This is a genomic window from Sphingobium agri (assembly GCF_023051225.1).
GTDB lineage: Bacteria > Pseudomonadota > Alphaproteobacteria > Sphingomonadales > Sphingomonadaceae > Sphingobium > Sphingobium agri.
On the sequence record NZ_JALKHS010000003.1, the window covers coordinates 1 to 14,233 of the forward strand.

Sequence of the window (14,233 nt, forward strand, 5' to 3'; positions counted from 1 at the left end):
GACCTGGACGACATCAACCCGGAACTGCCGCAGGCGGATGTTGCGGTGATCATCGGCGCGAACGACACGGTGAACCCCTCGGCACGCGACGATCCCCAGAGCGCGATCGCGGGCATGCCGATCATCGAGGCGGACAAGGCCAAGTCGGTGTTCGTGATCAAGCGTTCGATGAACGCGGGCTTTGCCGGGATCGACAATCCGATCTACTATAACAGCAACACGCAGATGCTGTTCGGCGACGCCAAGGACATGGTCGGCTCCATCGCCAAGGAACTGGCAGGCGGCGGCAGCGGCCTCCACTGAGCCCCGCCCACCGGTAAAAGAGAAAAGCCCGCTACTCTAAAAGGCAGCGGGCTTTTTCGTGTCCGAGATCATGCCACCGAGAGTAAGCAAAGATCGCGCGTCGCTCTTGAAAGGAAGGTTTGCAGCATCCCTGCTCCATCGGTTGAAAATGCGCTCCCGTCGGGCGCTAACCGGCCAACATCGTGCGCGGCCAAATCTTGCGACCTAAAGTGCCAGCGATGACACTTTACCTTCGGGCAAAGTGTCATGCGCGACAAAAGCGACCGATTCCTGTCGCAAGGGATTCACATTGGCCTCCACCTGTGCTTGATTCATCCCCGTTATGTTTCACGGTTCGATCAGGCCCCCATCATCCGGAAGCGGCGATTTGTCGGCGCTGCTTGACCGGCTCGCTCATGCGAGCACGCGGCCGCGCTATGCTTTCATGCTGCTCACCTTGATCGCCGAAGTTGCCCGGCCTGACGGCAGCGCGGGACCCTTGGTGGCGAAGGATGGCGGGCTGCAGCCGCTGCGCGACTGGTTGTGTGATGCGCTGACGCCGATGGGCGGGCGCGATCCTCGCCGCCTCGCGCTCGCCGCACGAGTGCGGGCCGAACTTGCCGGGCAGGAGCGTCTGCCAACTGACCAAGACGCTGCGGACCAGGTGGTCGAAGAGGAAGTGAAGCTGCGGGTCCGCGCGTCGGGCAAGACCAATCTCAGCCGCGCAGTCTCGGAAATGGTGGCGGCAGGACTACTCCGCCGTCATTATCAAGGCTATCGCGTCGACCATCATAATCGCGGGGCGCAACGGCAGGCGGTCTATACCTTGACCGGCCTCGCGCGCATCCTCGTCGCTCCGGCCGCGCCCTTCTCGGCCCGGTCCCTCGCCCCAGCGCCAATCCAGACGCCCTCGCAACCCCGCCAGGGTGAACTTGGCCTGTAGAACTGCTGACCTCAGTCCGAAATTATTCCGTTTCGTCGATCAATAATGTTGACGACAGACAATATTTTGGAAAATGTTCCGGCATCATCAGTTGCCGGAAGTGGCTCGGCCGTACTTGAGCGCCGTTATGTCAGCGATGAACAATGTGCAAAACCCGGCGAATTGCTCGGGATGAAGGAATTGGATGTGAACCAAGAATCATCACGCCGCTTTGATCCGGCCAGCTTCCGCGAAGTGACGAGCCTGTTCGAGCGCCATATAGGTCAGGGTGATGTCGCAGGGGCAGTGCTCGCGGTTGCCGTGGGCGATGAAGACCCTTGCTTCATTTCCGTCGGCGAAACGGGGTTCGGAACCGGCCGGGCAGTCCAGCCCGACAGCTTGCACCGCATCTATTCGCAGACGAAGCCGATCACCGGGATCGCCACGATGATGCTCGTCGAAGAGGGCGTGATCGGTCTCGATCAACCCATAGGCGAATTGCTTCCGGAACTTGCCAAGCTCGATGTGCTCGTTTCAGAAGAAGGCGACGCCGTGCGTCCGGCCAAGCGGCAGCCGGTGGTGCGCGATCTGCTTACCCATAGTGCAGGCTTCAGCTACGGTCTACAATTCTCACCTCTTGCGGCGCGTTACCGGGAGCTGGGCCTTTTGCCCGGCGACAGGATTTCCGCGCATCGTGACGGTGGCGAAGATCCGCACGATTTGGCGCACATGGTTGAACTGCTCGGCACCTTGCCGTTGGCGCGCGATCCTGGCGAAATGTTCGAATACAGCCTCTCGATAGACGTGCTTGGAGCGCTTATCGAACGCGTTTCCGGCCGTGGCCTTGATGCCTTTTTCCAGGAGCGCATCTTTGGTCCGCTCGGGATGGTGGACACCAGCTTCGTCGTACCCTCCGATAAGCTCGACCGGCTCGTCAACCTTCACGAACGCGGTGAGGATGGGACATGGCGCCTGGTGGATGGTCCAGCCGATAGCGCTTATGCCCGTCCGGCGCTGCTTTCAGGCGGTGGCGGGCTTGTCTCGACCGCCCAGGATTATGCGCGATTCACCGCGATGCTCGCGAATGAGGGTGAATATCGTGGCAAAAGGCTGCTGAAACCCGAAACCGTGCGTTTAGCGCGGTCCAACCTGTTGCCGACCGGGATCAATGCCCAATTCTACGGCAATGTGATGCAGGATGTCGTCTTTGGCGCGGCTATGCAGGTGAACCTGTCTGCCTCACGCACGCCGCCGGGGCTGTACGGCTGGGGAGGCGCTGCTGGCACCGGAATGTGGGTCGATCCGATCCACCGGCTGCATGTCGTCCTGATGACCCAATATTTTCCGCCGGAGATCAATTTGACCTTCCGTGAAGACCCTGTCGCGGCGGTCTATGCTGACCTGGGGCTCTGGCCTGCTGGGCCGAGGGCGATACTGCATCATGATCTTGATTGCTGAATGCGACCGCTAAGCCGGGCATGATGTTATCAAGGCCTGGTGTCTGCGATTTCTTTAATCAGGACCAATGCACGAAGTCGAGGCACTTCCGCATCACAGCCGTTTCAACCGGATATTCCGATATTCCACCTTCATCGGTGGACCTACATGCACTTGCATTCCGATCTCGCCACTGCGGCGGCGGCCTTTCGATTCATCCATTGCCGCCGCCATTAGTTGTCCGTTCAAGAGATGATAGAGGGCAGGGCCTTTGGCGATGATGTGGACTTCATTCCAGTCCGGTCTGATCAGCGTCTTCAGGAATCCAGGCTCCCCAATCGCTCCGACCACTTGTGAAGGCTCTGTCGTCGTGCGTGCAAATTGGCCGCGTCGGGCGATAAAGCTCCGTCCTCGCTCCTCATATACCATGGCGGTGAAAAGATTCTGGCCATCGATATCGAACTGCAGGCCCGACAGCGCAAAGCGGTTGGTGGGGGTGGTTTCGTCTTTGACGACCTTGCTGCGGTAATTGACTCCGCTATTGCCCTGGGCCGTGATCCGATAGTCCAACTTCAGTTCGAAGTCTTCGACTTGACCCCCGTTCCAGATCAGAAACGTATTGCTGCGGAGGAGGGTGTCCGGTGTCACCTCTCCCACGATCATGCCGTCCTCCACGCGCCAATATGTGGGATCACCGCGCCAGCCCGACAGACTCTTGCCATCAAAAATCGGCGTGAAGCCGGGCCCGTCGCCCTTGGCCGGCCGAGGCATCAAAGGCATCGTCTTTGGTCCCGGCGGCAATGGCCGCTGCGCGGCAGAGGTCAAGGAAGGGAATATCGCCAAGGCGCCAGCGCCTGCAATGAATGTTCGACGTCCGGTCCGGTGTTCCATGATGTCCCCTTCAGGTGCGGCCAGCAATTTACAGGAGTGGTCGCGGAAAATGCTGCTCGGCGCAAGCCGATCCGCTTGTCCACGCCTCCGATGCATCCAGTTAGGCGTGAACTTGCAAAATCAGGCCCGGCAGTTGGCAGGAAGCGATGCTCGGGGTCGCCACCCGCTTGGGGAACTGCTAATCAAGTCAAGGGCATCGCGGCGATCAAGACCGCGTGATCAGAGGATGAAGAGATGGCGAGCAGCAGCGATTATGGCTTCGGCCCGTTCCAATATCCGCGCGGGTGGTTCATGATAGGGGCCGCAGATCAGGTGATGGACCGGCCCGTGCCGGTGCGGTATTTTGGCGAGGATCTCGTCCTCTACCGGGGTGAGAGTGGCAGGGCCTACCTCGTTTCGGCCTATTGCCCGCACATGGGCGCTCATTTGGCCAACAACGCCACCAGTTACATCATGCGAGATGGCGATCAAATCCAGGGTGAATCCATCCGCTGCCCCTTCCACGGCTGGCGCTATGGCTCCGATGGAAAGTGCAATGATATTCCCTATTCCGACTTCATTCCCGGAACTGCGCGCCTCAAAACTTATCACCTGGTGGAACGGGCCGGAATATTGTGGGTGTGGCATGATCCCGAAGGGCTGGAGCCGGACTATGCTCTGCCGGACTTCGGCGGCCATTATGATCAGGCAGGGTGGGTGAACTGGAAGATCGATCATCTGGGCGACATTGACATCCACGGCTGTGAGATTGTCGATAACATGGCGGACCTGGGGCATATGTCGCCCATCCATGGAGCCGAGCGCTGCATCTACTTCGCGAACAGATTTGACGGTCATGTCGTTCACCAGCTTTTTACCGCGGTGAACCGGGGCTGGGGAAATCTTCCGCCGACGCTGAGCCAACTCGATACATGGTATACCGGGCCGGGCATTCTTCAGTCCGACATGAACAGCCACCTACCGGTATTCATGCTGGTCGCGCATACGCCGATCGAGGATGGCCGCACCCGTGTATGGCACGCGACGATGGTACGGATGAGCGATGGCTCAGGGCCGCTGAGCGACGAGGAACGTCATGTCGCTTCGACATATCAGGACCAGTTGAGAGACGGCCTAGTCCAGGACGTGGAAATATGGGCCAACAAGCGTTCTAGCATACATCTGCTCACCGTGCCCGCAGATGGTCCTTATGGGCGGCTCCGCAACTGGTACAAGCAGTTCTACAATGAGCGCGACAAAGTGGCCAACATTCAGTCCCGCGTTAACGGGACGGTCGTCACGCTGGATCAAAGCTCCACATTGAAAGGCGGCGAAGCGGCCTGACCAGCTCAAAAAGCCGTATCTGAGTCAAATAAATGCAACGAATGTGTTTACTTCTTTGGTGTCGGCGGGATATAGCGACGGCGGTCGTTCATGTCGCGCCCTGAACAGGGGGCGCAGCCAAGTCTCAAAGGGGAATCCTATGGTCCGCCATCATCTTTTGCTCGGGTTGCTCTGTGGATTGGTGCTCCCCGGGACCGCTTTGGCTTCGGATGTACCGCGGCTTCAGAGTGAAGGTGGACGGCATACGTTCCTGGTCGATGACAAGCCCTACCTCATGCTGGGCGCTCAGGTTCACAATTCAAGCAACTACCCCGCGGTTCTTCCGCAGGTCTGGCCCGTCATGAAGGCGCTGAGCGCGAATACGATCGAAATACCCGTAGCATGGGAGCAGTTCGAACCGGTTGAAGGGAAATTCGACTATAGCTGGGTCGATACCTTGCTGGCACAGGCGCGCCAGAACGACATGCGGGTTGTCCTGCTGTGGTTCGGCAGCTGGAAAAATGGCGAATCCACCTACACCCCTGAGTGGGTGAAGAATGACACGACCCGTTTCCCGCGCCTGATGCGGCGCGATGGCCGTCCTACGAAGACGCTGTCTCCTTTGGGCGAAGCGAGCCTTGCTGTCGATCGGAAGGCATTCACGATGCTGATGCGGCATCTGAAGCAATCGGATCCCAAGCACACGGTGATCATGGTGCAGGTTCAAAATGAGGTGGGGACGCATGGCGTTGCCCGTGATTATTCGCCTGCTGCCGAGAAGCTTTTCAACCAAGCGGTTCCAGAAGCGGTCTTGCGCGCCTCCGGCAAGCCTGCCGGGACATGGGCCCAAGCCTTTGGCAAGGAAGCGGATCAGGCATTCGCCGCCTGGACATATGCGCGTTATGTGCAAGAGGTCGCCGCTGCGGGGAAGGCAGAGAAGAATCTGCCAATGTACACCAACGCTGCTGTGTTCGACGCGACGAGCACCATGATGGCCGCACAGGTCGGTAGCGGCGGGCCCAACTGGAATGTCTTGCCGATCTGGAAGACGATCGCGCCGGCGCTGGACCTGATAGGTCCCGACCTGTATCTGCCGATTGAAAAGACCTACCTTGGATTGCTTGACCGCTACACGCGACCGGACAACGCCTTGTTCGTCCCCGAAACGAGCAATGCTGCGTCGAGCGCGCGGTTTTTCTGGGCAGCCCTGGGCAGGGGAGCCATCGGCTGGGCCCCGTTCGGTATGGATGCCACCAACTATTCCAACTATCCCCTCGGTGCCCGCAAGTTGGATGCCGCAACGATCGAAGCGTTCGCCGCTCCCTACCGGCTGTTCAAGCCGATCGCGAGCGAATGGGCAGCGATCGCTGGAAAGCACCCGACCTGGGGAAGCTCAAAAGGCAGCGAGAGTGAAGAATCCACGTCGATGGGCCGGTGGAAAATCACCGCTATCTATGGCCGCAACAACTTCGATATCCCCGCCTGGCCCGGCATGGAGTCGCCCGCTTGGGCAAAGGAAGCTGTAGGTGGTGGGGTCGTCGCGCAATTGGGGCCAGACGAGTTCCTCGTTGCCGGGCAATATAGCCGTTTTCAGTTCACCCCGACCGACGCGGCTCTGAACGGTCAAATTTTGAGCGCTGAGGAGGGGACGTTCGTGAACGGCCAGTGGAAGGCATCACGTCGCTGGAATGGCGACCAGACGTCCTACGGGTTCAATTTCAACGAACAGCCGGCTCTGCTTCGGGTAAGGCTCTCAACATATTGAGGGCCTTACCCTCGATGAATTGAGCGTGGTCGGAACTGCTGTCGTCAGCAATTTCGACCCGTCCGAGTGCAGTGCAAATTAATTCCACATTCCTGCACGTCAGTGGCCATAGTAGCGCCGAGCCAGGGCGAACGATTACTCTAAGGGTAAGCAGCCATGCGGCTGCTATGGGCACGCCAGCGCGGAGACGAGCGGGTAGATCCCCGCTATTTCAGCGCTGATTGCCAGAAGCGGCGGTCTCCGGTTGCGTAACTGTCTGGTCGATCACGCCGAAGACTGGTGCGCCCGCTTCATCCTCCATCCAGATGCTCACCCGGTCGCCCCGTCGCAGGAAAGGCGTATGCGGCTCCCCCTGAAGGATCGTCTGGACCATGCGCGCTTCGGCGATGCAGCTATAGCCAAGGCCGCCATCGGCTGCGGGCCGTCCGGGGCCGCCGTCCGCGTCACGGTTGGACACGGTGCCCGACCCGACGATCGTCCCGGCGGCGAGCGACCGAGTCTTCGCCAGATGGGCGATCAGCATGCCGAAATCGAACGTCATATCGACTCCGGCATCGGCCCGGCCAAAGGGCTGGCCGTTCAGATCGACCTTCAGCGTGCCGTGCAGCTTGCCGTCGCGCCACTGCGCGCCCAATGTATCGGGCGTCACGAAGACCGGTGACAATGTGCTGGCGGGCTTCGACTGGTAAAAGCCGAAGCCCTTCGCCAACTCGCCTGGAATGAGGTTGCGCAGCGATATGTCGTTCACCAGGCCGACGAGCCGGATGAGGCCGCGCGCATCCTCCGGGCTGACGCCCTGTGGCACGTCATCGGTGACCACGACGATCTCCGCCTCCATATCGCAGCCCCATGACTCATCGGCGAGCGGTATAGGATCGCGGCACCCCAGAAAACTGTCCGACCCTCCCTGATACACCAGCGGATCATGCCAGAAGCTGTCGGGCAGTTGTGCACCTCGCGCCTGCCGCACCAGTGCGACATGGTTCACATAGGCTGATCCGTCCGCCCATTGATAGGCGCGGGGCAGGGGAGCGGCCGCCTCCACCTCGTTGAAGGGTAGGCCGGGCACCGCGCCGCTTTCAAGGTCGCGCGCAAGTGCTTCCAGCCGGGGCGCGACCGCCGCCCAATCGTCCAGCGCCGCCTGCAGGGTTGGAGCGATCGCCTGCGCATCGGCATAGGAGGACAGATCGCGGGATACGACGACAAGGCGTCCGTCTCGGCCTCCTTTCAGACTGGCGAGCTTCATGCCTTGGGCTCCTCATGCAGCCATTGCGCGTGGCGGGGCGCGCGCTTTGTACGGCTCCATTCCTCGAGCATCAGCGGCGCGACGCGCTTCAACTCCGCATATTGTTCAGCCGTGCCGATATTGGCCGCCAGTTCGATGCGATGGCCATTAGGATCGAAAAAGTAGATCGACTTGAAAACCCCATGCCAGGTGGGACCGAGCACATCGACGCCCTGCGCCTCGAGGTGCGCTTTCGCGGCGAGCAGCGCGGCCTCATCCTCCACTTCGAAGGCGATGTGCTGGACCCAGGCGGGCGTGCTGGCGTCGCGGCCCATGGCAGGCTGGTTCGGCAGCTCGAAAAAAGCGAGGACATTGCCGCCGCCGCAGTCGAGGAAGACGTGCATATAGGGATCGTCCTCGCCGGTCGAAGGCACCTTGTCCTCTGCAAAGGCGGTGGTGAAGGTCATGCCCAGCATGCGGGCATACCAATCGACCGTCTCCTTCGCGTCGATGCAGCGATAGGCGACATGGTGAATGCGTTTGAGGTGTGGGACGGTCATGCCGGTTGCTCCACGTTCAACGCGCCCCGCCGCATCTGATCACGTTCCATGCTTTCGAACAAGGCGGTGAAATTACCTTCGCCAAAGCCCTCATCCTTCTTGCGCTGGATGAATTCGAAGAACACGGGGCCGATCGTGGGCTGAGCGAAGATCTGGAGGAGGAGACGCGGGTCCCCCTCCTGCGTCGACCCGTCGAGCAGGATGCCGCGCGCCTGCAACTGCTCCACCGGCTCGCCATGGCCGGGCAGCCGCTCATCCAGCATCTCATAATAGGTGGCGGGCGGAGCGGCCATCAACGGCGTGCCCATCGCCTTCAGCCGATCCCAGGCGGCAACAAGGTCGTCGCACAACAACGCGATATGCTGAATGCCCTCGCCATTATAGGCGCGCAGGAATTCCTCGATCTGGCCGCCGCCGGTCTTGCCCTCTTCATTGAGGGGGATGCGAATTTTGCCGTCTGGCGCGGTCATCGCCTTGCTGGTGAGGCCGGTATATTCGCCCTTGATGTCGAAATAGCGGATTTCGCGGAAACCGAAGACACGCTCGTAGAAGCTCGCCCAGTGCGCCATACGCCCGCCATAGACATTGTGCGTCAGGTGATCGATGATCCTGAACCCAGCGCCGACAGGATGCCGCTCCACGCCTGGTTCATAGACGAAGTCGATGTCGTAGATAGATAGCGCGCCATCCTCGCCCTCATAACGGTCGATGAGGTAGATGATCGACCCGCCGATGCCGCGCACGGCGGGCAGCCGCAATTCCATGGGTCCGGTGCGCACCTCCACCGGCTCCGCGCCGCGCTCGATCGCCATGGCATAGGCCTTGGCTGCGTCCTTCACGCGCCAGCCCATGCCGCAGGCGGACGGGCCATGTTCAGCGGCGAAGTAAGCGGCCGGGCTGCGCGGTTCATAATTGGCGATCAGGTTGATGCCGCCTTGCCGCCATAGCTGCACATCCTTCGATCTGTGACGCGCAATCATGGTGAAGCCCATGGCGGTGAAAACAGGTTCCAGCAGGCCCTTTTCCGGAGCGCTGAACTCCACAAACTCAAAGCCGTCGAGCCCGAGGGGATTGTCGAGATCAATCATGCGTAAACTTCCTGAATCGATGGAGCCGACGTTGATGAAATCCTAGCATATACGGTCGAAATTATGTTTCATTTGATGGAAAATCAGGGTGATATGAGATGAGGTCCCATCACAAAGCTGGCGTGATGGATGGAAATGCATCAAAGATTGCGCCGAGCTGATCGACTCTGAGCGGCTGCGATTCGCTCCTGTCAAAACAAGGAAGCCTCTGCCTGATGCCTATCCGTCCCATTGACGCGATCGATCGCAAGCTGCTGCACGAATTGCAGCGTGACGCATCGATCAGTCATGCCGAACTTGCTGAGCGCGTCGGCGCGTCTACCGCCTCATGCTGGAGGCGGATAAGGGCGTTGGAGGCGGACGGCGTGCTGGGCCGTCAAATCCGCCTCGTTGACCCGGCGCGGCTGGGGCGCAGCCTCAACGTGCTGTGCCATATCAAGATCAAGAACCATCAAGCAGAAACGACCGAGGCATTCGAGACTTTCATCGCATCGCGTGACGAGATCATCGAATGCTATTCCATGTCGGGCGACTGGGACTATCTGCTACGGATATTGGTCGCGGATGTGGAAGAATATAATCACTTCCTGATGCGCACCGTCCTGCGCCATCCCACCGTAGCGACCGGGTCGTCCCACTTCGCCTTGTCGCAGGTGAAATATACGACGGCCGTGCCGATCTGACCCATGCCATCATACTCGATTATCGATTATAGACATGAAGCTATTGCGATCTTCGGCATCCGGCCTTGGCTGATGACAGGATTACAGGATGAGTACCGAAAATGAAGGCGCGCTGAAGCTGGTGACCGCGATCCTGGGTGAGGAGGATGGCGGCCGGATCGCCGCCATGCTGACGCCTATGCTGCCGGCCGGACATCAGGACATGCCCGGCGTTACGCGCGCGCAAATGGCAGCCGCCATGAACATGCTGCTGTTCGCTGGATTGCTGGAAAGGGTGCCGAGCGCTGCCAGCTATGTCGCGGACGCCATCGCTAGCGGCCGCCGCCTGTGCTTCGATCATGGCGCAATCCGCACCATCGCCCTCGTCGATAAGGATACGGGCGCTCTGCCCCGCGGCGAATTGGCGTTCCGGCGCATCCTGGAACCGTTGGGCTATGAGGATGTAGCGACCTACCCGCTTCCGGCGCTGCGCATGACCGGCCGCGCCTATCGTCATCGGGATTTTCCGGAAAGCATCCCGCAATTCTTCGTCAGCGAATTGCATGTGGACCAGTTCGACGAGGCGTTCGCCGCGGTCGCGGATCGCGTATTTGGCAGCTCGCAAGACGCGCTGGACGAAGATGCTCTGGCCGCGCTGGATCAGTTCGCGGCGGGTCGAACCATTCCCTTCGATGTCGCGCAGGCCGTGCTGCCGACGCTGGTCGCTGCTTTCGGACGACATCATGCACCCTGCACGGTCGCCGATTATGAGGCGCTGCGCAGCGCATCGGCCGAGGCGGCGTGGATAGCGACGGAGGGCAATGCCTTCAATCACGCCACCGACCGGGTGGCTGACGTCGTCGCGCTGGCGCAGGAGTTGAAAGCGCTGGGTCGGCCGATGAAGGACAAGGTGGAATTTTCCCGCAATGGCCGCGTCCGCCAGACCGCTTTCAGAGCTGACATGGTGGAACGGGAATTCGTCAATGATCAGGGTGACATGTGCCAGATGAAGGTGCCCGGCTCCTTCTATGAATTCATCAGCCGGGACGTGGACCCCGCAACCGGGAGGCTCGACCTGTCGTTCGACAGCGGCAATGCGACCGGCATTTTCCACATGACCAAGCAATGATCGCGGCGGCGCCCTCATCATGAGTGCGCGCTGCTGACCATTGCGCCTATTCCTTCGCCCGTTTCGAGGCTAGTCTGTCAGAACAACTGGCGGTTCCAGGCCTGACATGACAGACGAGCATATTTTCAGCGCCGATATCGGCCTCGACCGGGCGGTAGTGGAGGCTGCCAGCGCCGCGCCGATGCTGGATCAACTGCTGCAATGGTCCGCAGTCAACAGCGGATCGCGGAACCTGGCAGGGCTGGCGACGATGGCGTCGCTACTGACGGACGCCTTTTCCGTGCTGCCGGGCGACATGCAACTGCGCCCTGCGGCAGAGGTAACGTCGATCGCGCTGGATGGTCGGGAAGACGCCCTTGATCTGGGCGACAACATCCTGCTCACCGTGCGTCCCGATGCACCGCTGCAACTGTTGTTCACTGGCCATATGGACACGGTGTTTCCGGCAGAGAGCAGCTTTCAGCACTGCCGCAGGGACGGCGATCTGCTGAACGGTCCTGGCGTCGCCGACATGAAGGGCGGGATCGCGGTGATGCTGGCGGCTCTACGCGCGTTTGAAGCTTCGCCACTCCACCCGCGCATCGGCTATCAGGTCGTGTTGAACAGTGACGAGGAAATCGGTTCGCCCGGCTCCGCGCCGTTGCTGCGGGAAGCGGCGCGGGGAAAGCAGGCCGCCTTCACCTATGAACCGTCGGCACTGCCCGATGGCACGCTGGCGGGCGCGCGACCCGGGAGCGGCAATTTCTCGATCATCGTCACCGGACGCAGCGCGCATGCGGGGCGCAATCCCCGGGACGGCCGCAACGCGGTGCTGGCCGCCGCCGACATCGCCCTGCGGCTGGAACAGCTGGCGGGCGAAGGGCTGTCCGCCAACCCGGCGCGGATCGATGGCGGCGGCCCCAACAATGTCGTGCCCGACCATGCCATATTGCGCGTGAACATGCGGCCCGCGTCGGCCGATCGGCAGAAGATGGCCGAAACCGCGATGCAGGCGATCCTTGCGTCGGTAGCGCAGGCGCGGGAGGTCGCGATCCACCTCCATGGTGATTTCGGGCGGCCGCCAAAGACGCTCGACCGCCAAGCGCTCGCGCTGCTCAACCTCGTCAGCGATTGTGGGCGCAAGCTGTCACAGCAAATCGGCTGGCGCGACACGGGCGGCGTGTGCGACGGCAATAATATCGCGGCGTGCGGCGTGCCTGTGGTGGACACGATGGGCGTGCGGGGCGGATCGATCCACTCGCCCGACGAGTATCTGATCGTGCCGAGCCTAGGCGAGCGGGCGGCGCTGACCGCATTGCTGCTCTGCACCCTGGCCAGGGAGGGCATGCCCCGCCTTGCCTGAGCTCCTACTCCTGAGCGGAGCAGAAGCGGGTCAGCGCTCCGTGCGCTTGCTATTCACGAGTATCAAGCGCAGATCAGGGTTATCGCCGAAGAAGAGAGGATCACGGATGAACCGTCTTGCGCGCGCCGGTCTGCTGCTGACTGCCCTTGCTGTACCCGCCTTGCCACTAGCGGCACAGCATACTCATCACGCTGAGCACGGGAAAACACAACAGGGTGACGCTATCGCAGCCGCCGTCGCAGCGCCCAGCCGGACCGCCGCCAACACGGTTCGCGATAAATATCGCCATCCCGCAGAAACGCTCGCCTTTTTTGATGTTGAGCCAACTCAGACGGTGGTGGAATTCAGCCCGGGCGGCGGCTGGTACACCGAAATCCTCGCCCCTCTGCTGCGCGATAAGGGCACGTTATACGCGCTCCAGCCGTCGGGCCGATATTTTGAGAACTATCGCAAGTTTCTCGCGGCCAAGCCGGCCGTCTATGACAAAGTAAAGCTGATTTCTTACCCTGACCAGACCGCCATGATCCCTGCGGGCAGCGTCGATACGCTGCTTACGTTCCGTAACGTACATAATTTGGTGATGGCGGGCACGGAGGCAGCGACCTTCAAGGCCTTTTACGATCTTCTCAAGCCTGGTGGGACGCTGGGTATCGTCGATCACCGCCTGCCTGAAGACCGGGACAGCGCGCTCGAGAAGCAAAGCGGCTATCTCAAGGTCTCGACCATTCGCCGCTTGGCCGAGGCCGCTGGCTTCGAATATGTCGCAGCTTCGGAGATCAACGGTAACTTCAAGGACAAGGCTGATTGGCCCAAGGGGGTTTGGACCCTTCCGCCCACTTTCGCCAACGGCGATGTGGACAAGGCGAAATATCTAGCGATCGGCGAAAGCGACCGCATGACACTGAAATTCCGGAAGCCCGCCCCATAGGATATTGGCTGCTGTGCCTGTCCACGATCATGATCTTGAGCGGCATGGATCTGTGCACGCCAAGGGCGCGTGCAGCACTTGCTAGCTGACGGAACCGAATAATACAGTCTTCCGCATAATCGGCCTAGAGTGGCTCCATGGGATCTCTCACTTTCAGCATCAACGTCACGCTGGACGGCTGCATCGATCACCAGGCAGGCATCGCAGACGACGAAACGCACGCTTTCTTCACCCGCCTTATGGACCAGAGCGGGGCGATGCTTTGGGGGCGCGTCACATATGAGATGATGGAGAGCTACTGGCCATCGGTTGCGCGCGGCGACACAGACGCGCCGCCAGCGGTGCGCGACTGGGCCGTCAAGCTCGAAGCCAAGCCGAAACATGTCGTGTCATCGACGCGAAATGTCTTCCCATGGACCAACAGTCACCACGTCGCTGGCGACCTGCGGGCGGGCGTGCAGAGGCTGAAGGACGCAACGCCGGGCGGCGTGTTGCTAGGCAGTGCTAAGCTCGCGGCTGAGCTGGACCGGCTGGGTCTGATCGACGAATATAGGTTCCTAGTCCACCCACGGATCGCTGGCGACGGGCCTACCCTCTATGAAAGCGGGCTGGCCAGCACGCGACGGCTCGAGCTGATTTCGGCAAGCCCGCTAAGCAACGGCGTGGTCGCCGCGCATTACCGGCGTGCAAGCTGACCTCC

The 14,233-nt window shown here is 60.9% G+C and carries 14 protein-coding genes; 10 read left to right on the forward strand and 4 right to left on the reverse strand.

Features of this window, described 5'->3' with window-relative positions:
* The 3 genes from MU848_RS00640 to MU848_RS00650 all read left to right on the forward strand — a co-directional run.
* Positions 1–303, forward strand: a 303-nt coding sequence (locus MU848_RS00640; RefSeq protein WP_247229521.1) for an NAD(P)(+) transhydrogenase (Re/Si-specific) subunit beta, incomplete at its 5' end; no start/stop codon positions are given.
* A gap of 322 nt (positions 304–625) precedes the next feature.
* The gene (locus tag MU848_RS00645) at positions 626–1,225 is read left to right on the forward strand and encodes a hypothetical protein (RefSeq protein WP_247229523.1); all 600 of its coding nucleotides are present in this window, start codon (positions 626–628) and stop codon (positions 1,223–1,225) included.
* 186 nt (positions 1,226–1,411) lie between these two features.
* On the forward strand, positions 1,412–2,662 hold the full coding sequence (locus tag MU848_RS00650; RefSeq protein WP_247229525.1) for a serine hydrolase domain-containing protein: 1,251 nt from the start codon (positions 1,412–1,414) through the stop codon (positions 2,660–2,662).
* Positions 2,663–2,755: 93 nt separating this feature from the next.
* On the opposite strand, the gene MU848_RS00655 is transcribed toward MU848_RS00650, so the two are convergent.
* Positions 2,756–3,466 (reverse strand): 3-keto-disaccharide hydrolase, encoded by a 711-nt coding sequence (locus MU848_RS00655; RefSeq protein ID WP_236575224.1) that lies wholly within the window; start codon positions 3,464–3,466, stop codon positions 2,756–2,758.
* 300 nt (positions 3,467–3,766) lie between these two features.
* Here MU848_RS00655 and MU848_RS00660 point away from each other — a divergent pair, with 300 nt between their 5' ends.
* Together MU848_RS00660 and MU848_RS00665 are read left to right on the forward strand one after the other, a co-directional pair.
* The gene (locus MU848_RS00660; protein ID WP_247229527.1) at positions 3,767–4,855 is read left to right on the forward strand and encodes a Rieske 2Fe-2S domain-containing protein; all 1,089 of its coding nucleotides are present in this window, start codon (positions 3,767–3,769) and stop codon (positions 4,853–4,855) included.
* A gap of 139 nt (positions 4,856–4,994) precedes the next feature.
* Positions 4,995–6,599 carry a DUF5597 domain-containing protein gene (locus MU848_RS00665; RefSeq protein ID WP_247229529.1) on the forward strand — a complete coding sequence of 535 codons (1,605 nt, stop codon included), beginning with the start codon at positions 4,995–4,997 and terminating at the stop codon, positions 6,597–6,599.
* Positions 6,600–6,810: 211 nt separating this feature from the next.
* Here MU848_RS00665 and MU848_RS00670 read toward each other — a convergent pair whose 3' ends face one another.
* From MU848_RS00670 to hppD, 3 genes are read right to left on the reverse strand one after another with little or no spacing between them, the layout of a single operon-like run.
* A complete protein-coding gene (locus MU848_RS00670; RefSeq protein ID WP_247229531.1) occupies positions 6,811–7,845 on the reverse strand; it encodes a fumarylacetoacetate hydrolase family protein in 1,035 nt (344 codons plus the stop codon).
* Entirely contained in the window at positions 7,842–8,384 is a 543-nt protein-coding gene (locus MU848_RS00675) for a VOC family protein (protein WP_247229533.1), read from the reverse strand. The genes MU848_RS00670 and MU848_RS00675 overlap by 4 nt, the downstream gene beginning before the upstream one ends.
* A complete protein-coding gene (gene hppD, locus MU848_RS00680; RefSeq protein ID WP_247229535.1) occupies positions 8,381–9,472 on the reverse strand; it encodes a 4-hydroxyphenylpyruvate dioxygenase in 1,092 nt (363 codons plus the stop codon). Before hppD ends, MU848_RS00675 begins: the two co-directional genes overlap by 4 nt.
* Positions 9,473–9,687: 215 nt before the next feature.
* Here hppD and MU848_RS00685 point away from each other — a divergent pair, with 215 nt between their 5' ends.
* The 5 genes from MU848_RS00685 (at position 9,688) to MU848_RS00705 (ending at position 14,228) form a co-directional block, all read left to right on the forward strand.
* Positions 9,688–10,155: an Lrp/AsnC family transcriptional regulator gene (locus tag MU848_RS00685; protein WP_097093409.1), complete on the forward strand. Its 468-nt coding sequence runs from the start codon at positions 9,688–9,690 to the stop codon at positions 10,153–10,155.
* Positions 10,156–10,243: 88 nt separating this feature from the next.
* The gene (locus MU848_RS00690) at positions 10,244–11,263 is read left to right on the forward strand and encodes a 2-oxoadipate dioxygenase/decarboxylase family protein (protein WP_247229537.1); all 1,020 of its coding nucleotides are present in this window, start codon (positions 10,244–10,246) and stop codon (positions 11,261–11,263) included.
* 106 nt (positions 11,264–11,369) lie between these two features.
* Entirely contained in the window at positions 11,370–12,605 is a 1,236-nt protein-coding gene (locus tag MU848_RS00695; protein ID WP_247229538.1) for a hydrolase, read from the forward strand.
* Between the two features lie 106 nt (positions 12,606–12,711).
* A complete protein-coding gene (locus MU848_RS00700; protein WP_247229540.1) occupies positions 12,712–13,533 on the forward strand; it encodes a class I SAM-dependent methyltransferase in 822 nt (273 codons plus the stop codon).
* Positions 13,534–13,670: 137 nt separating this feature from the next.
* Complete coding sequence (locus MU848_RS00705) at positions 13,671–14,228, forward strand: dihydrofolate reductase family protein (protein ID WP_247229542.1); 558 nt, start codon at positions 13,671–13,673, stop codon at positions 14,226–14,228.
* The last annotated feature ends 5 nt before the right edge of the window (positions 14,229–14,233 follow it).